The organism is Roseovarius albus (genome assembly GCF_900172335.1).
Lineage (GTDB): Bacteria > Pseudomonadota > Alphaproteobacteria > Rhodobacterales > Rhodobacteraceae > Roseovarius > Roseovarius albus.
This window is the reverse complement of sequence record NZ_FWFX01000004.1, coordinates 211,288-229,802: the sequence shown is the minus strand read 5'-3', so window position 1 is coordinate 229,802 and position 18,515 is coordinate 211,288. Positions and strand designations below refer to the sequence as shown.

The 18,515-nt window shown below is 53.0% G+C and carries 16 protein-coding genes; 3 read left to right on the top strand and 13 right to left on the bottom strand.

Annotated features, from left to right (window positions below; translation table 11 throughout):
* Positions 1 to 88: 88 nt before the first annotated feature.
* A complete protein-coding gene (locus ROA7450_RS08470; protein ID WP_085805269.1) occupies positions 89 to 643 on the top strand; it encodes a GNAT family N-acetyltransferase in 555 nt (184 codons plus the stop codon).
* Positions 644 to 691: 48 nt separating this feature from the next.
* Here the strand turns inward: ROA7450_RS08470 and tsf are convergent, their stop codons facing one another.
* The 3 genes from tsf to ROA7450_RS08455 form a co-directional block, all read right to left on the bottom strand.
* Complete coding sequence (tsf, locus tag ROA7450_RS08465; protein WP_085805268.1) at positions 692 to 1,567, bottom strand: translation elongation factor Ts; 876 nt, start codon at positions 1,565 to 1,567, stop codon at positions 692 to 694.
* 74 nt (positions 1,568 to 1,641) lie between these two features.
* A complete protein-coding gene (gene rpsB / locus ROA7450_RS08460; RefSeq protein WP_085805267.1) occupies positions 1,642 to 2,430 on the bottom strand; it encodes a 30S ribosomal protein S2 in 789 nt (262 codons plus the stop codon).
* Positions 2,431 to 2,737: 307 nt separating this feature from the next.
* The gene (locus tag ROA7450_RS08455) at positions 2,738 to 3,433 is read right to left on the bottom strand and encodes a DUF4336 domain-containing protein (RefSeq protein WP_085805266.1); all 696 of its coding nucleotides are present in this window, start codon (positions 3,431 to 3,433) and stop codon (positions 2,738 to 2,740) included.
* 548 nt (positions 3,434 to 3,981) lie between these two features.
* Between ROA7450_RS08455 and ROA7450_RS08450 the strand changes: the two genes are divergently transcribed.
* A complete protein-coding gene (locus tag ROA7450_RS08450; RefSeq protein WP_085805265.1) occupies positions 3,982 to 4,956 on the top strand; it encodes an aldo/keto reductase in 975 nt (324 codons plus the stop codon).
* A 43-nt stretch (positions 4,957 to 4,999) separates the two neighbouring features.
* On the opposite strand, the gene ROA7450_RS08445 is transcribed toward ROA7450_RS08450, so the two are convergent.
* The 5 genes from ROA7450_RS08445 to ROA7450_RS08425 all read right to left on the bottom strand — a co-directional run bounded on the left by ROA7450_RS08445 (position 5,000) and on the right by ROA7450_RS08425 (position 12,396).
* Positions 5,000 to 6,412, bottom strand: coding sequence for an MATE family efflux transporter (locus tag ROA7450_RS08445; protein ID WP_085805264.1), 1,413 nt, complete (start codon positions 6,410 to 6,412; stop codon positions 5,000 to 5,002).
* Positions 6,413 to 6,539: 127 nt separating this feature from the next.
* The gene (locus ROA7450_RS08440; protein WP_085805263.1) at positions 6,540 to 8,150 is read right to left on the bottom strand and encodes an ABC transporter substrate-binding protein; all 1,611 of its coding nucleotides are present in this window, start codon (positions 8,148 to 8,150) and stop codon (positions 6,540 to 6,542) included.
* 181 nt (positions 8,151 to 8,331) lie between these two features.
* Positions 8,332 to 9,732, bottom strand: a complete 1,401-nt coding sequence (locus ROA7450_RS08435) for an MATE family efflux transporter (protein WP_234999470.1) — start codon at positions 9,730 to 9,732, stop codon at positions 8,332 to 8,334.
* A 117-nt stretch (positions 9,733 to 9,849) separates the two neighbouring features.
* A complete protein-coding gene (locus ROA7450_RS08430; protein ID WP_085805262.1) occupies positions 9,850 to 11,097 on the bottom strand; it encodes an NAD(P)/FAD-dependent oxidoreductase in 1,248 nt (415 codons plus the stop codon).
* A 75-nt stretch (positions 11,098 to 11,172) separates the two neighbouring features.
* A complete protein-coding gene (locus tag ROA7450_RS08425; RefSeq protein ID WP_085805261.1) occupies positions 11,173 to 12,396 on the bottom strand; it encodes an acyl-CoA dehydrogenase in 1,224 nt (407 codons plus the stop codon).
* A gap of 104 nt (positions 12,397 to 12,500) precedes the next feature.
* On the opposite strand from ROA7450_RS08425, the gene ROA7450_RS08420 reads away from it, so the two are divergent.
* Complete coding sequence (locus ROA7450_RS08420) at positions 12,501 to 13,409, top strand: LysR family transcriptional regulator (RefSeq protein ID WP_085805260.1); 909 nt, start codon at positions 12,501 to 12,503, stop codon at positions 13,407 to 13,409.
* A gap of 1 nt (position 13,410) precedes the next feature.
* Here the strand turns inward: ROA7450_RS08420 and phoB are convergent, their stop codons facing one another.
* Genes phoB through pstC form a run of 5 tightly spaced genes read right to left on the bottom strand, consistent with a single transcriptional unit; the run spans position 13,411 to position 18,484 of the window.
* Entirely contained in the window at positions 13,411 to 14,100 is a 690-nt protein-coding gene (phoB, locus tag ROA7450_RS08415; RefSeq protein WP_085805259.1) for a phosphate regulon transcriptional regulator PhoB, read from the bottom strand.
* Between the two features lie 14 nt (positions 14,101 to 14,114).
* Positions 14,115 to 14,843, bottom strand: coding sequence for a phosphate signaling complex protein PhoU (gene phoU, locus ROA7450_RS08410; protein ID WP_085805258.1), 729 nt, complete (start codon positions 14,841 to 14,843; stop codon positions 14,115 to 14,117).
* Positions 14,844 to 14,854: 11 nt separating this feature from the next.
* Positions 14,855 to 15,622: a phosphate ABC transporter ATP-binding protein PstB gene (pstB, locus tag ROA7450_RS08405; protein WP_306372427.1), complete on the bottom strand. Its 768-nt coding sequence runs from the start codon at positions 15,620 to 15,622 to the stop codon at positions 14,855 to 14,857.
* A 49-nt stretch (positions 15,623 to 15,671) separates the two neighbouring features.
* Positions 15,672 to 17,027, bottom strand: coding sequence for a phosphate ABC transporter permease PstA (gene pstA, locus ROA7450_RS08400; RefSeq protein ID WP_085805256.1), 1,356 nt, complete (start codon positions 17,025 to 17,027; stop codon positions 15,672 to 15,674).
* The gene (pstC, locus tag ROA7450_RS08395; protein WP_085805255.1) at positions 17,024 to 18,484 is read right to left on the bottom strand and encodes a phosphate ABC transporter permease subunit PstC; all 1,461 of its coding nucleotides are present in this window, start codon (positions 18,482 to 18,484) and stop codon (positions 17,024 to 17,026) included. Before pstC ends, pstA begins: the two co-directional genes overlap by 4 nt.
* Positions 18,485 to 18,515: the final 31 nt, after the last annotated feature.

The following is an 18,515-nucleotide window of genomic DNA, read 5'->3' as shown; positions in this document are numbered from 1 at the left end:
TGCTGAGCGCGACCATAACACCACATGAATTTACGCAAAAGTTAAAATCAGGCCGCAAACGTTAATTTAGCGCCTATATTGACCATTCTTGACATTCCAAACTAACTTCAATCCATTGCTATCTTCACAATGTGGATCGTGTGATTTGGTTACGTTTCGCCCTTATCAACGCAGTGATCGTCCTTGGGTTCTCAAAGCCAATTCACATTTCTATCAGTCTTTCCACAATTTTGATGTGATATTCACCAACGCAGTGGATGCCGCTTTGGACGTATTGGAAGATAAAATATCAAACCCGGAATCCAACTATCTCATAACTGAATCAACGGCCCGACCGGTCGGCTGCATATTCTTTAGTTCGGAAACCGCAACCGTTGGACGCATACGACTGTTTTTTATTGAGCACGCGCACCGTGGTCAGGGGATAGGGTCGCGTATGCTGCGCAATGTCTTGGCCAACGCAGGGCTGAATGGCATTGAAACTGTTGTTGTTTCCACCTTTGACCGGCATCCTGAAGCATGTCGATTATATGAAAGTTTTGGATTTGAAGTTGCAAACAGATTTTGGTCAACGGCTTTCGGCCAAACCATGCAACAGCTGGACTATCAAATTTCACTCGACAGCACATCGCGTGATCAATGAAAAAGGGCACCCGAAGGTGCCCTGAATTCTTAGCCATGAAGCGTAAGCTTAGCCTTGGGCTGCTTTGGCAACCTCGGCGGCGAAGTCTTCTTTTTCGACTTCGATGCCTTCGCCCACTTCCAGACGCACGTAACCGGTGATTTCTGCGCCGGCTTCTTTGGCCGCGGCTTCAACGGTCAGATCTGGGTTTATGACGAATGCCTGGTTCACCAGCGTGATCTCGGCCATGAATTTTTTCATGCGGCCTTTGATCATGTTTTCGATGATGTTTTCTGGCTTGCCCGACTCGCGCGCGATGTCGATCTGAACCTGCTTTTCTTTTTCAACAACAGCTTGGTCCAGCTCGGCCTCGTTCAGCGCGGCAGGGTTGGTCGCCGCGATGTGCATCGCAACCTGCTTGCCGAACGCCTCGTCGCCGCCTTTCAGCGCAACCAGAACACCGATTTTGCCCATGCCGTCAGCGGCTGCGTTGTGCACGTAAGCTACAACATTGTCGCCTTCCAGCGCGGCCATACGGCGCACGGACATGTTTTCACCAATGGTGGCCACTTTTGCAGTGATGGTTTCTTCAACGGTTTTACCGTCCAGATCCGCCGCCTTCAGCTCGTCAATGTTAGACGTGCCAAGAGCAACAGCTGCAACCGATGCTACCATGTTCTGGAAGTCAGCATTCTTGGCAACGAAATCGGTTTCCGAATTCACTTCAACAGCAACACCTTTGCCACCGTCAACTTTGACCGCAACCAGACCTTCAGCCGCCGTACGGCCGGATTTCTTGGCCGCTTTCGCCAGACCTTTGGTGCGCAGCCAGTCCACCGCCGCTTCCATGTCGCCATCGTTTTCGGTCAACGCTTTTTTCGCGTCCATCATGCCTGCGCCAGTGCTGTCGCGCAGTTCTTTAACCATAGCAGCTGTAATCGCCATCTTGGTTCTCCTTAGAATAACGTGGGTCGTGGGCGGCAGATAACAGCCGCCCGTATCATTTGCGTGAAAGCGGCTTAGCCTTCTGCAGCAGCAGCTTCAGCTGGGGCTTCTTCGGCAATCGCTTCTTCTGCTGGCGCTTCTTCCAGAGCACCCAGATCGACACCTGCCGCACCCATCTGAGCGGTCATGCCGTCCAGAGCCGCGCGTGAAACCAGATCGGTGTACAGTGCAATTGCACGTGCTGCGTCGTCATTGCCTGGTATGATGTAGTCAACACCATCGGGCGAGCAGTTGGTGTCGACAACAGCAACAACCGGGATACCCAGTTTGTTGGCTTCGGCGATGGCCAGTGCTTCTTTTTTCACGTCAATGACGAACAGCATGTCAGGCACGCCACCCATTTCGGTGATGCCGCCCAGAGACGCTTGCAGCTTCTCCTGGTCGCGCTCAATGCCCAGACGCTCTTTTTTGGTCAGACCATCAGCGCCGCCTTCCAGCTGCTCGTTGATCTGCTTCAGACGCTGGATCGACTTGGAAACGGTTTGCCAGTTGGTCAGCGTGCCGCCCAACCAACGGTGGTTCATGTAGTATTGCGCGCATTTCTCTGCCGCTTCGGCAACTGGAGTCGATGCTTGGCGCTTGGTCCCAACGAACAGCAAACGACCGCCTTTGGCAACAGTTTCGCGGATCGCGTTTAACGCGACGTCCAGCATTGGCGCGGTCTGTGTCAGGTCCATGATGTGGATGCCATTGCGCGAGCCGTAGATGTACTCGCCCATACGGGGATTCCAGCGCTGTGTTTGGTGACCAAAGTGAACGCCCGCTTCAAGCAGCTGACGCATGGTGAACTCAGGAAGAGCCATGTTCTTTATCCTTTCCGGTTTACGCCTCGGCACGGGATGAGAAGCGGATGCTTCAACCGGTGGACATTTGAGGATGTCTCCCTCAAAGGCCCGCCCATGCCTGCGAATTGAATGACGCGCGTATAGACGCTTGTTTACAGGTGCGCAAGTCCTGATCGCCTCGAAAGCCGCAAATTGGAAACGAAGAATTGTTCGTGCACTCCAATGACTGCAATGCGGACTTTTCGGTCCTTCGCTGCATTCTTCCAAAGGTCCGCTTTATTACGGCACTAACCCTTCCGGATTCACTCCAGCTGGAATCCTTGGCTCAGATCCATGCCAGGCATTGATTTAGATAGGCTTGCCCATTGGAAATCTGCATGGTTCCGTGGGCCATAATGACATTTTCTACCGGGCGGGAGAGCAATGTGGCTTTCAATTCTTTCAGCTTTGTGCGCTTCCGGAAAGTGACGCGCCAGTCCAGCGGAGCATAGCCTTTACCCTTGACGACGCCCCAATGACGGGCAATCCACCGTTGCCAAGGACGCCAATGGGTTTTGAGAAACTCATCGGTAAAGTTTTCGGAAAAATCCGCCATGATCAGCGTGTTGGATTTGTGGTGAAGGAACAAAACCTCATCATTGGCCTGCGATTCATCCACATGGAATTGTTCAATTTCTTCGCACCAATCGTCGGGTGCGTCGTCTGTCAAAGCAGGCTCAAACGTTAAGTCTGCACGTTTCTTCTGAGTTGAAAGAGGCCCCCAGATTTTGGCCTCTGGAAACCGCTCTTTCCAATCACCAATGAAGAGATGGTGGATTGGACAGGGGCTGACCAAATGGGTAACCGGGCCTAGATTTGCAACCTCTCGAGCCAGTTCTTCGCTGCACTGGATCGGTGACCAGACCCAAATACCGCCGTTGTTCAACCGGACTACAACTGATCTTGTCGGATAAACAAAACCCCAGAACTTAACGCATTCTCCGTCCACAACCCAAAGATCATCTGAAATAGAGATTAACATTCTTGATCTCCTAAAGAACTAAAAAGTCGTTGTAATATTGCGAAAAGCATAGTCGAGCGACCTAGCAAGGCCAATCAATTCCCAAGGTTGATGGCCCGTTTGATATGAAATCAGGCGTTGCTATTGAGATCACCTCGCAGCAATTATGGTCTCTTAGTCTCGCTTTACACTCTTTTTTTCGAACCAAACATTGTTTGGCTGTGCGGCATTGGGCAATTTGGGCTCTAAGTAGACATCCGATATGTTTGGAAAATGGAGGCTGATCACAGAGATTTTGCTGAAAATATCTCCGAACGGCCTCCCCTACCCATATGTCGAGTATTGCAAGGCAACTATTCGCTCACTTTGCAACAATGCAAACAATTCAGACCTGCATAAACACCCCATTTGACAAAGAATGCCAAAACCGACAGCATTGATTAAATTTTAGTTCCTTAGAGCGTTCACAATTATAAAGCCCGTCCCCATCTTCAAAAAATAATCCCAAGAATATGGTATTAGCGAAGAACCGGGTATAATCTGTTTGTTGCCTGACGAAAGGTTACTCCATGCGGACGATAACACTTGGTGGCGTCGAAAAACCGGCCTCGGTCATCGGTCTGGGCACAATGATCTTTCATCCTGATACGCAAGCGCGGGACGAAGCCATTCTTAACGCTTTTGTTTCTGCTGGTGGAACCTATGTGGATACCGCCGAAATCTATGGCGCGGTGGAACAATACGGGTATTCGGAACAGGTGATTGGCGATTGGCTCGCCGCAGATCCGGCGCGGCGTGACAAGATTGTTCTTGCCACAAAAGGGTTGATCCCCGGATTTTGCAAACCGCTCTACGGTGGCGAAGGCGCACAGATCAGCGCCGACTTTATCCATCGCGCCATCGACGGGTCCTTGGAGCGTCTTAAGACGGACGGATTGGATCTCTGGATGTTTCATCGCGATGATCCCTCGCACGACATTGCGCCACTGATCGACGCTCTGGACGAAGAAGTGCGCGCAGGGAGGATCAAGGCCTATGGCGCCTCCAATTGGACGACAAAGAGAATTGACGACGCGATCAACTATGCAAGATCGCATGGAAAGGCCGAACTCACCTGTTCAAGCCCGGCGTTTTCGCTGGCCCGATCAAACGAACCCTTTTGGCCCAATACAGCGGTTGCCAATGACGCCGACCGCACATGGCATTCAGAGAACCAGCTCCCACTCATCGCATGGTCGGCGCTTGGGCGTGGTTTCTTCGCCCATGGCCGGGCTCAGGATCATAGCAACGCCGACTTGGTGCGCGTGTTCTATTCAGACGGGAACTTTGAAAGAAAACGCCGTGCCGAGGCGCTGGCGGCGGACAAAGGCGTTTCTCTTTACGCTATCGCTCTGGCTTTTGCCGTAAACCAACCGTTTCCAGCTGTTGCCCTCAATGGAGCAGGGTCTCCAGCGCACGTTCTCGATTCAGTAAAAGCAGGTGATCTGACCTTAAGCACAGCGGAAATGGATTGGCTGGATCTGTCAAGCAATGAGAGACCGTGAAGCCACGGTGCAAATTCTAGACCCAATCATTTCCGTGAGATCATCACTGGATGGAATTAACCTGATTCACCATGACATGCTCGCTTTCCTGATCGTACCCAAGTTCGGGTTCTGATGGGGTTTGCGAAGCGATTTTGCGATTCATCAGGTTGAAACTGATCTTGGCGCAGATGGCGGCGAAGACTGCGCCGCCAACGACCGCACCAATTAAGACACCCTTCGCCCCGAAAGCCAGTGACCCGACATGAACGAATGGTAGCATGCCGATCGTGCTGCGACCCCAGTTGAGCCAGGAGGAATACCCCGGATGACCCATATTGTTGAAAGTGGCATTCGATAGGAAGATTGTGCCATTAAAGAAGGCCACCACTGCGAGCGGACCACAAAAGAGATAGAGCAGTTCTCGGGTCAAGCCAGTCGCGCCGAAGGCGTTGGCGATGGGGACCCGCAGAACAAAGAGAATGGTGAATGTGGCAATCACGTAGATACCAAGGAACTTGAGGCCGGAGAAATAAGTTTCGCGAACGCGATCCATGCGCCCTGCCCCATAGTTTTGGCCGATGATTGGGCCAACAGCACCACGCAAAGCGTTCACAACCGAAAACACAACCGGAGCCAGACGGCCAATGACCGCCATACCGGCCACGGCCTCTGAGCCGAATTTGGCCATGTACCGGGTCAGGATGGCCATTGCGACTGGAGAAGCAATTGATTGCATTACTGCAGGAATTGCGAAGCGAACAATCGCGCCAGTATGTTTCACGACCATCGGCATAGTTGGCCTGACGAATGCATTACTGCGCCGGGTCGAACCGCGAATGGCTAGATACAGGGTGGCAAGACGCGCGCACACTGTCGCAACGGCCGCACCTTCAAGGCCAAGACCTAGAGCAAAGATGAAAATTGGATCCATCACAAAATTGACGCCTGCGCCGGCCAAAGACGGATACATCGCCCATTTGGCTTCTCCGTAAGCGCGCAGGGCTACAACTGCTGTCATCGAGATGCCTGAGAATACTGTGGCAGGCAAAATGATCCAGAGATACCTGGCAGCCATTTCCTGAACGTCCCCCGTCGCACCGATTAAACTTAGCAAGTATTCGATGTTTGGAAGCATCAGTAGCGGGAAAACAATCCCGATTATGGTTGCAATTACAGCCACGCTCGAAGTTATTTCACGGGCCTTTTGGCGGTTGCTAGCTCCAAGGGCCGAAGCGATCAGCGCGCCTGCTGCAATTGATAGACCAATGTTTATAGCGCTAACAAAAAACATCAGCGTGCTTGCATAACCTGCTGCGGCAGCCATCTCCTTTTGACCTAGAAGTGAGATGAAAAAGATGTCAAAGAGATCTACCACGTAGATGGCCATAATGCCGATACTGGATGTGAAAGACATTACCGTGACGTGCTTCATCAGGTTCCCCTCAGTGAACCTGACTTCTTTGACCTCAGACATAATACTCTCCCCCGCGTTGAGGCGAGTTTATCGAGTCATGTGAATTAATCAATGGCTGCAAACGTTTGTGTTAGAAAGAAGAAAGCCGGGTGCTTGCCCGGCTTTCCAATTTTGTCCTGCGACTGATTTAGCTTGTGAACCACCAGCGGTGTGAACCGCGTGCGCCATCTGCTTCCCAGCTTGCAGCCAGACTGTCGCCACGGCCAACTTTGTTGCTGCGGGCATAAACAAAGTTGAGGAACGCAGGGATGATTGTGCCACCATCATCACGAGAAAGCTGACACATCTCGCGGTACATTTCTGCACGGCGGGTTTCATCCAGCTCTGCTTTCGCTTGCAGCAGTAGCTCATCAAAGCGCTCGTTTTGCCAATGCGACTCGTTCCAAGGTGCATCACCTTTGTAGGCCAGTGTCAGCATGTTGTCTGGCGTTGGACGCGCGCCCCATTTCACAAAGACGAACGGTTTCTTCAACCAGACATCAGACCAATAGCCGTCATTTGGCTCTCGGATCGCTTTGAGGTCAATGCCCGCCGCCTTGGCGTGCTCACTGAACAGAACACACATGTCAACCGCACCCGGTAACACGCTGTCTGCAGCAGATAATTCAACGCTCAGTGAATCGAGACCCGCTTCTTTCATGTGCCACTTGGCTTTGTCTGGGTCATACTGGCGCTGTTCAATGTCAGGCCAGTAGGGCATGTTTGGCGAAACGTGGAAGTCGTTGCCTGGGATACCAGTGCCAAACAGAATCTTTTCAACGATGTCTTCGCGGTTGATCGCGTGCTTCAAGGCCAGACGGACGTTGACGTCATCAAATGGCGCCTGATCACAGAACATCGGCATTGTAATGGCCGAGCCAGAAGCAACGTTTTCCACTTCGACATTCGGTGCACGTGCCAGCAGGCTGAGTGTCTTCAAATCGACAGATGTGATCGCATCAACATCGCCGGAAACCAACGCAGTTTGACGTGCGTTTGGATCGTTCAGGATCGCATGTTCGACTTTGTCGAAGTAAGCACCTTCACGATGCCAGCCATCGTGACGTTCCATGAATGTGCCAACGCCCGGATCGTGATCTACAATCTTGTAGGGACCCGCGCCCATTTGGGTCTCCCATTCGGCTGTTCCATCTTCTTTGGCGGGAACCATTGTCAGATGGTAGTCAGCCAGAACCCATGGAAGATCAGCAAAGCCCTGATCAAGATCAATGACGATGCTGTGATCGCCATCTGCCGTGATGTCAGTGATATTTGCCAGCAGTGAAGCCGCGGCCGAGGTGTTGCCTTCACCACGGTGGTGGTTCAGTGAGGCGATCGCGTCTTTTGCTGTGAATGGGCGACCATCGTGGAACGAGGCGTCCTTTGCCAGCTCAAACGTCCACTGTTTTGCATCTGGAGAGGCTTCCCAACCGGTTGCCATATCGCCGCCAAGCTTGTTGTCGGATGTAATTTCCGTCAGGAAGCTGCGGAACGTATGCCCAAGTTGGATTTCACCAACGGACTGGTACTTGCCCATATCCATGGTGTCGCTGGTGTTACCATCGTGAACACCCAAGCGGAATGATCCACCTTTTTCGGGTGTTGCCGCAGAAACTTCATTTGTCCACAGCGCAGACGCGGCTGCGACCGACAGACCCGCTGCTGTAGCATGTTGCATAAAATGGCGCCGCGTAATCTGTCGTTGCTTACCCGCTTCGACAATGCGGCCCAAGACCAATGTGTCTTGTTTCTGTTTCATTTGATTGAAACTCCCTGTTTATGATTGTGGGGCCCGCAGTTGTCATGCAGGCATTACCACACCTAAATATTGAGCTCAGGAAACCCAAAATCAACGATTTATTTCTTAAATTTGCTTAAAAACGGCATCGCATCCAAAGGCGTGTCGCAATCAGAATGCAAAGCGCCGTGTTGAGTATCGGTTAGCGAATGCAACGATTTGAGACAATGTGCATTCTGTGCATTTGTGGACAGAGATACGGCATGAACAGTTTGTGACCCGGGCTTTCAATCACACGGAAACTCAGCCAGACCGCGATGGCAGCAAAGACAGCGCCTCCCAAAGCCTGACCAACCAAGACGCCCGGTGCCCCCATCAATGCTGCCCCGACCAAAACGAACGGGATCGTACCCAGTGTATGACGGCCCCAGTTTACCCAGCTTGAATAAGGTGCGTGGCCAAGGTTGTTGAAGGACGCGTTTGAGACATAGATTGCCCCGTTAAAAAAGCTGGCCAGCGCCAGCGGACCGCAGAACCAATACAGCAGCACGCGAGCATCGCCCTGAGCGTCGAACATATCCGCCAATGGTTCGCGAACAAGGTAGAGGAAGAGCGTCGCCAATAAGACATAAATGGCGAGGAACTTAAGACCATCAACATAGGTTTCACGCACGCGGTCCAACCGCGCTGCACCGTAGTTTTGGCCAATGATCGGACCAACCGCACCTGACAGGGCTAAGACTACGGCAAAGACCACTGGTGTCAGTCGCCCGATGACCGCCATGCCCGCCACCGCCTCGGTGCCGTATTTGGCCATCTCGCGGGTGACAATTGCGCTCCCCAATGGTGTTGCAACATTTGTGAGGATTGCCGGGATTGCGATAGCAACAACCTCTCGCAAATCTCCGAAAATCTTCTCTACCCGGGGCGCTGCAAAGGCATCGTAATGTCGGATTGCGGAATATATCGCGAAGAACATCGTCGCAAAGCGGGCAATAGCCGTAGCCCAGGCTGCGCCTTCCAATCCTAGTCCGAGTGTGAAGATGAAAATCGGATCCAGCACAGCGTTGATGCCGCCCCCAATCAAGGACGGATACATCGCACGTTTCGCATCACCGTAGGCACGCAAGGTTGCAACCGCGACCATGGCCAAACCCGAAAACATGGTCGTTGGCAGGATGATTTTCAGGTAGGTGTAAGCTTTGTCGGCAATCTCCCCTTTGGCACCTAGAAGGCCCAGAAAGTAAGACGAATTCGTCATAATTATTATCGGGAGGATCAAGCCGATCACGACGGTAAACGCTGCCACGCTGGTGGCATAAGTTCGTGCTTTTTCATCCTGATGCGCTCCGACGGATCGCGACACAAGGGCTGCGGCTGCAATCGACAGGCCGATATTAATGGCACTGGCAAAAAACATCAGGGCACTGGCATAACCTGCTGCTGCGGCAAGTTCGTCAACACCAAGCAGTGAGATGAAGTAGATGTCGACCAGATCAACAACAAAGATTGCCATAAGTCCGATGCTCGCCGTCAAAGACATTGACGAAACGTGGTGCATCAGATTGCCCTGGGTGAATTTTGCGTCTGCGAGATGGGCCACAGGGCTCTCCTTGAGTCGGGCAACATGACATGGTCGGTCGTAAGTAAGACTTAACCAGAGAGTGGCCAAGTCCTCAAATGTCACAGGTCACTGTGCAAGAATGAACATAAAATTGATCTATCTGGCAGAAATGAGATGAACCGTTGATGAGCTGGTTTCGTAGAACACAGATTTCAGGCAAGGGACCCGCTCCGAGTAGTTTTCGCAAACGGGCACAGGCAATATTGTGGGGTCGTCTGTCAAAAGGGCCAGCGCCGCGGCTGATCCGAATACCGTTCCCGGGCAAATGCCGCGCCCTGAATATCCAAAAATACTGTAACTGTTCGGCGCCAATCTCATAATGCGTGGAAGGTGATCTGCAGTCATAGAGATGCGACCACTCCAGGCGTGGAAAACTGTTGCCCCCTTTAATGAGGGAAAGATTTGTGCGAGCTTGCGTTTGGCCCAGCTTTGATGCAACGCCCGCCCATCCCCCATGCCACCGACCATCAAGCGCCCTGAGGCATCCAAGCGAAAAGATGTCATGATCAGTGCAGTATCCCACGCTCCTTCGCGATTTGGCAGGATGTGCTCCAGCTGCCGCGAGCTCAGCGGTTCCGTGACGATCTGGAAATATTGGACGATTGCCGTCTTTGGATGATCGATAGTTTCAATGTTCGCCCGATAAGCATTTGTAGCAAGTAGCAATGACTTGGCGGAAATTGTTCCAACCTCTGTACGGGCCTGCCATTGCCCACCTAAATAGTAAAGATCCAGAACTGGAGATCGCTCGTGAATCATCGCGCCCGCCGCTTGTGCGGCGCGGGCCAGTCCCTTTGCATATGATAACGGTTGGATCGTCCCTGCCCTACGATCATGCAATGCACTGTGGAAAATACCGCTTCCGGTTCTGCGGCACGTCTCTTCTTTATCAAAGAATGTAACTGGAGCACCCTGCCGTTCGAACTGCGTTAATCGTGCCTTGAGCCGGGCAATGCCCTTTTCGGAATGGGCCAGATGCAACGTGCCATTTCGGACGGCGTCGCATTGAATGTCATAACGCGCGATCAGATCAAAAACCTCGTCTGGCCCTGCGGCCAAGGTCTCATTCAAGCGCTCACCCGCCGCCTGCCCCATTTTGGAGCAGACTTCGTCTGGCGGAAGCCAAAGCCCAGCATTGACCAAACCAACATTTCGACCTGACCCCCCGTGCCCAATGGTTTCAGCCTCAAGTAACGTAACGTCCGCCCCCATTTCCGCCGCCCTTAGCGCGGCAGAGCAGCCGGTAAACCCACCGCCTATGATGAGAAGATCGGCGGTCCGGTGACCGCTGAATTCCGGTGCACTGAATGATTCCGTACAGGTTTGTTGCCAAAGATTGTTCACGTCGTATGCCCCACAAAAGACCCGGCTGAAATTCCTTCAGCCGGGCCACATTATCAGCGGGATTTAAGACGTCGATTAGAAAAACGCCTGCAGCCCTGTTTGAGCACGGCCCAGAATGAGCGCGTGTACATCATGGGTGCCCTCATAAGTGTTGACCGTTTCAAGATTCATCATGTGGCGGATGACCTGGAATTCTTCGGAAATACCGTTGCCGCCATGCATATCCCGCGCCATGCGGGTAATATCCAATGCTTTTCCACAGTTGTTGCGCTTAATCATGCTGATCATTTCCGGTGCAGCATTGGCTTGATCCATCAGACGCCCCACACGCAAAGCGGCCTGCAGGCCGAGCGTGATTTCGGTTTGCATATCTGCCAGTTTCTTCTGGAATAACTGTGTTTGCGCCAGCGGGCGATTGAATTGATGGCGGTCCAACCCATATTGACGTGCTGCGTGCCAGCAAAATTCAGCGGACCCCATAACACCCCAAGCGATGCCGTACCGCGCACGATTGAGGCAACCAAACGGACCTTTAAGCCCCTGAACTCCGGGTAAAAGCGCGTCTTCACCCACTTCGACGTTATCAAGCACGATTTCCCCGGTGACCGAGGCGCGCAGAGAAAGCTTACCGTCAATGCGTGGGGCGCTCAGGCCCTTGGCGCCCTTGTCCAGCACGAACCCCCGGATTTTACCGCCGTGGGCTTCGGATTTGGCCCAGATCACGAAAACGTCGGCGATCGGGCTGTTCGAGATCCACATTTTAGACCCGTTAAGAACATAGCCGCCATCGGTTTTGGTGGCCCGGGTTTTCATACCCGCTGGGTCACTGCCTGCGTCAGGTTCAGTCAAGCCAAAGCAGCCGATCAATTCGCCTTTTGCCAGTCCTGGTAAATACTTGCGGCGCTGATCCTCGCTGCCGTAAGCATAGATCGGATACATCACCAAGCTGGATTGGACGCTCATCATGCTGCGATAGCCGGAATCCACCCGCTCCACTTCACGCGCGACGAGGCCGTAACTGACATAGCCCGCGCCCAGCCCGCCATATTCTTCGGGGATTGTGGTGCCCAATAGGCCCATTTCACCCATCTCACGGAAAATCTCGGGGTCTGTCTCCTCGTCCGAATAAGCTTTTACCACACGTGTCTGCAGCTTTTCCTGCGCATAGGCACGGGCGCTGTCGGCAATCATGCGTTCGTCTTCTTGCAACTGATCAGACAAGCGGAAGGCATCCTGCCAGTCAAACTCTGCCAGATCTGGCTTATCCTTGGCGCGCAATGCGGGGGTGTCGAGGCTCATGAGAGGGCTCCAAATGGCTAAATTGCATGATTGATTGTAAAATACATGCAATTATGACAAATAAAATCGACAATTTCGCATAAACGCATGAGTATTTGGAAAGTATGAATCTGTCACGACGCTTTTTGCCCCCTATTGGTGCCTTACAAGCGCTTGAAGCGGTTGACCGTTTGGGCAGTGCGACAGCCGCCGCAAATGAGCTTTCTTTGACACAGAGCGCCGTGAGCCGCCAATTGCAAAGTCTTGAAGCACAGCTCTGCGTCGATCTATTTGTCAAACAAGGGCGGCGACTGGCGTTGACATCCGAAGCGAAAGACTACGCGAAAGATATCAGAGAAGCACTTAATATTATTGGAAAGTCATCACTTCAAATGACTATAAATCCAGCCGGAGGCAGCCTGGATCTTGCTATTTTGCCAAGCTTTGGTATGCGTTGGTTGGTGCCGCGCCTACCAGAGTTTGCACGATTGCACCCTGAAGTGACCATTAACCTGTCCACGCGCATAACAGAGTTTAACTTTAACACTGAACCGTTTGATGCCGCGATACATTTTGGCAAGGATGGGTGGCCCGACACTGATGCTCTACACTTAAAGGATGAAAGTGTTATTGCGGTCTGCTCACCAAGTTTTATTGCGGAGAAACCTATTCAATCTGCAAGAGATCTACTGAATCTTCCTCTGATGCACATTCAAACTCGACCGGATGCTTGGCGTGATTGGTTCGCAGCACAGGGGCAACAAGTCGAACAGGTTAGCGGCATGCTGTATGATCAGTTTTCAACCATCCTGCAGGCGGCTTTACATGGCCTAGGTATTGCGCTGATCCCAGACTATCTGGTGGAACAAGAGATTGCGGCAGGGCGGTTAATCCATGCCTGGGGTCACGCCACGCCCCTGCCCGGCGCTTATTATTTGGTCTGGCCAAAGAACAAGGAACACGATGTTGCTCTCGTTAAGTTCAAAGACTGGCTAAGCACGCAGGTTGATCATGAAGACATGCTTCCGCGCTGAATCACCCCAAAGCGTAGCCAGCCCCGCGTACCGTGCGTAGTGGGTCATTTCCGCCATGCTGGCACAGCGCTTTGCGCAATCGACCGATGTGCACATCAACCGTGCGGCTGTCAACGTAAATATCGCGCCCCCAGACGCGGTCTAAAAGCTGCTCACGGCTCCAGACGCGCCCCGGTTTTTCCATGAAAGTCGAAAGCAGACGGAATTCAGTGGGCCCGAGTTTGAGCGCTTTTTCATCGCGGGTCACGCGGTGGGTCTCGGAATCCAGCACTATGTCTTGGTATTCTAGGCGTTCGCCTACTGTGGAAGGCCGTGTTCGCCGCAGGTGCGCGCGAACACGGGCCATCAGTTCGACCACGGAATAGGGCTTGATGACATAGTCATCAGCCCCGATTTCCAACCCTCGCACGCGGTCGACTTCCTCCGAGCGGGCCGACAACATGATGATCGGAACACCTCGGGTTTCATTGCGTGTTTTGAGGCGGCGGCAAACTTCTATACCGGACACATTCGGCAACATCCAATCGAGCAAGATGATGTCAGGCGAGACCTCCTCGACCAGTATCAACGCTTCTTCACCATTCTCAGCCTTGGTCACGGCAAAACCATCTGCTTCGAGATTATAAGCCAAAACTTCGCGCTGTGCGGGTTCGTCTTCAACAAGGAGAACCTTGGGTTGTTCTATCGGCATGTTTTAGTTCCAAATCACTCTTCGTATTGAGGAGCCACATCGGGATTAACCGAGGTTTCATCACCTTTCGGGCGCTTTTCATCGGGTGTTTCGCCCGTAACCAGATAGATCACCTGTTCGGCTATGGCAGTCACATGATCCCCCATGCGTTCTGTGTTTTTGGCAATGAAATGGAGGTGCATGCAGGCGGTGATGTTACGCGGGTCTTCCATCATGAAGGTTAGGAATTCCCGAAACAATGTGTTGTACATCTGGTCGACGTCTTCGTCACGATGGATAACCTCGTAGGCCAGATCAACGTCGCGCTGAATATAAGCATCAAGCGCCGAACGCAGCATACGATCCACCTCTTTTGCCATACGGCGCAGAGAAGCAGCAGAGCCATTCACCGGCGGCATTTGCGAAAGGACCGTGGTACGCTTGGCCATGTTTTTCGCATAATCCCCAATGCGTTCCAGGTTGGCGCTGATCTTCATCACCGACAGAACAACACGCAAATCAACTGCGGTTGGGGCACGAAGGGCAATCACCTGTGCAGCGTCGTTGTTAATCTCTTCTTCAAGCGCATCGATGACGCGGTCACTTTTGCGAACCTGTTCCGCCTGTTCTTCGTCTCGCTTTTCCAGAGATTCCACCGCGTTGAGGATCGAATTTTCAACCAGACCGCCCATCTTCATGATCTTGGCTTGGATGCCCTCAAGATCGCGATCAAATGCGGATGCGATATGTGCTTCGGTATTCATTGTCTCTGCTCCTACCCGATACGGCCTGTGATGTAGCTTTCGGTGCGTTCATCTTCTGGGTTGGTGAAAATTTGCGGGGTTTCGCCAAACTCCACTAGGTTGCCGAGATGGAAAAAGGCAGTTTTTTGACTGACACGCGCGGCTTGCTGCATGGAGTGAGTCACAATCACAACCGAAAAGTCCTTGCGCAAGTCATCAATCAACTCTTCGACTTGTGCGGTTGCGATGGGATCAAGCGCCGAGCAAGGCTCATCCATCAGCAATACTTCGGGCTTGGTGGCAATCGCACGGGCAATGCACAGGCGTTGTTGTTGGCCACCTGAGAGACCTGTGCCCGGAGCATCAAGGCGATCTTTCACCTCGTTCCAGATGGCCGCACCCCGAAGGGATTTTTCGACGATTTCATCCAGCTCGGCCTTGCTGCGCGCCAGACCGTGAATGCGCGGGCCATAGGCCACATTGTCGTAGATTGATTTAGGGAACGGGTTTGGTTTTTGAAAAACCATCCCAACCTTGGCGCGCAGCTGTACCGGATCGACCCTCTTGTCATAGATGTCTTCACCATCCAGTAGGATGTCACCCTTGACCTTGCAGATGTCTATGGTGTCGTTCATCCGGTTCAGGCAACGCAGGAAGGTGGATTTGCCACATCCGGACGGGCCGATGAAGGCAGTGACTGTCTTATCTTCCAACTCGACATTCACATCCTTGATGGCGTGGTTTTCGCCATAAAATACCTGAACGTTCTTGGCCGAAAACTTGATGTCGGTTTGGGTCATGGTGTTCTTTGCGTTATCTGTGTCAAACATTTCTTTGTATCCTAACCAATTACCAGCGACGTTCAAAACGGCGGCGCAGGATGACGGCGATGACGTTCATAGTAAGCAGGAAGAGCAGCAGGATGATGATGCCACCCCAGGCGCGTTCATAGTAGGCCGGATCGGCGCGTTTTGCCCATTCATAGATCTGCGCAGGCATGGCCGAGTTGGGGTCCATGAAACCCGACACGATGCCATCTGGCGGGTTCGAGGCGATGTAGCCCACCATCCCGATCAATAGAAGCGGAGCGGTTTCACCCAACGCCTGCGCCAGGCCAATGATGGTGCCGGTTAAGATGCCGGGCATGGCCAAGGGAAGGACGTGGTGGAACACCGACTGCATTTTGGATGCCCCCACCCCAAGTGCCGCTTGACGGATGCTGGATGGGACAGCCTTGAGGGCTGCACGGGTTGAGATGATGATCGTTGGCAAGGTCATCAATGTGAGAACCAAGCCGCCCACCAATGGTGCAGATTGCGGCAGGTGCATGAACTGGATGAATACAGCCAGACCCAAGATACCAAAGACAATCGACGGAACCGCAGCAAGGTTCGAGATGTTCACCTCTATCAGGTCGGTGAACTTGTTTTGTGGTGCAAACTCTTCAAGATAGATCGATGCGGCCACGCCGATGGGCAAGCTGAGCAAAAGCACCACCAGCATCATGAAGAATGACCCCATCATCGCCACACCGATTCCGGCCTGTTCTGCCCGGCTTTCAGAAGCATCTGCGCCGGTGATAAAGGACCAGTTGAAGCCTTTCTTAACGATCCCTGCCTTGACCAATTCGTCAACAAGATCGAGGTGTTCAGCCGAGATGTTTTTATCACGGGCAACATCCTCGCGTTTGACGCGGTCTTTGAGATAGCCATCCACACGGCTCGCGGCGAGCAAATTGAAGGTGACAGTTTCACCAATCTGATCCGGGTTGGCGATCACGTAGTCGCGCACTTTTGCGGCAGCGGATGCGGACACGAGGCTCTTCATCTGTTTGGATTTTTCAAACGGTGTATCGATTCCATTTTCCTGAACCAGTTCGAGCAGACCATTCAGAACCAAGGGGCTGTATCCGAAGGTTGAAACCTTCTTGATGTCGTCAAGATTGCGTTCACCCTTTTTGTCGAGCTTGGCCGGATCCAGATAGACTGGTACATTGATGAAGGTCTGTGTGAACGCGCCGACGCCGTTACTGACGATGGTGGTCAGCAGGATTAACAGGAACAACATTCCGATCCCGACAGCGCCCAGACCAAGTGCCTTAAAGGTGCTTTCCTCACGGTTTCGGCGTTGCGTGCGGGCATCTAGCGCCAGCAGCGAAGATTTCGCCGGTGGCACGATATCATTGTTGGTCGCCATATCGGTCATTCGTACTGCTCCCGGTATTTGCGCACGATGTAGAGGGCCACAACGTTAAGCCCCAATGTGATGATGAAAAGCGCCATCGCCAAGGCAAAGGCAACCAAAGCCTCGGGCGAGGCAAAGTCAGCGTCACCGGTCAGCTGGCTGACGATCTTGGCAGTGACAGTGGTCATCGCCTCGAACGGGTTCAGGCTCAATCGGGCGGCGGCCCCCGCCCCCAGTACCACGATCATAGTTTCGCCAATGGCGCGCGAGGCAGCCAGCAAAATTGCCCCCACAATACCCGGAAGCGCCGCAGGCAGCACCACCTGCTTGATCGTTTCTGACCGGGTTGCCCCCAAGCCATAAGAACCATCACGCAGGGATTGTGGCACCGCATTGATGATGTCATCAGACAGCGAGCTTACAAATGGGATCAGCATCACACCCATCACCAAACCAGCGGTCATCACAGCAGTACCTGCTTTCATGATGCCAACGCCATCAGCCCCGAAGATGCTGACCAACAGCGGGCCGACCGTGAGCAACGCAAACAGACCGTAAACAATTGTCGGGATTCCAGCGAGGATTTCGATCAGCGGTTTGGCGACCGAGCGCATTTTCGGGCTGGCGTACTCCGATAGGTAAATCGCTGCGAACAAGCCGATCGGTACAGCGACAGCTAGTGCGATAATTGAGATGTAAAGCGTGCCCCACAGTAGTGGGAGAAAGCCAAGTTCGGACCCGCCACCAAAACTGGGAGCCCATGTCAGGCCGAAGAAAAACTCGCTGAGGGGATAAAGCTTAAAGAATTCAACGGTGTTAAAGACCAGCGACAACACGATACCTAAAGTGGTCAGGATGGCCAAGGACGCCGCTGCCAGCAGTAAGGTTTTGATGCCGGACTCCACCACATTACGCGCGCGGAAACTTTTATTTGTGCGTCCCACGGCAAAGAACATGCCCCCTGCAACCAACGTCAGGACAGCCGCCGCCATGGCCATACTGCCCACTTTGGACTTTTGCCGGTAGTCTTGTGCAGCTTCAAGAATGGGCACGCTGACATCAGAGCCAAGCGCCACGCCAACCTTTGCCAGTTCGGCACGCACATCTGTTTCATCAGCATTGAGGTTTTGCGCGTCCTGAGTTGTCATCGCACCTTGGCTGACGGCTACATCCAGCCCATCAGCCACGCGGCGGACGTCACTCATCACTAGGCCCAAATCAGTTTCTGCAATGGCACTGTCTGGAATGCTGGACGCAACTGAGCTGTTAATGATTAATGGCTGTGCGATCAACCAGATCAACAGCAACCCGATAGCGGGCACAGCGGCCATCATCGCCACATGGGTACCATAGTAGGATGGCAGAGAATGCAGGTCTCTGGTTTCGCCACCTGCGCTTTGTATGGCGCGCGCGCGCCCGATCACAAAGCCGATGGTAGCCAGCGCAAGCACAATCAGGACGAGCCAGTTGGAAGGCATGGTAGTTCCGATCACGTCAGAGGATAGTCAC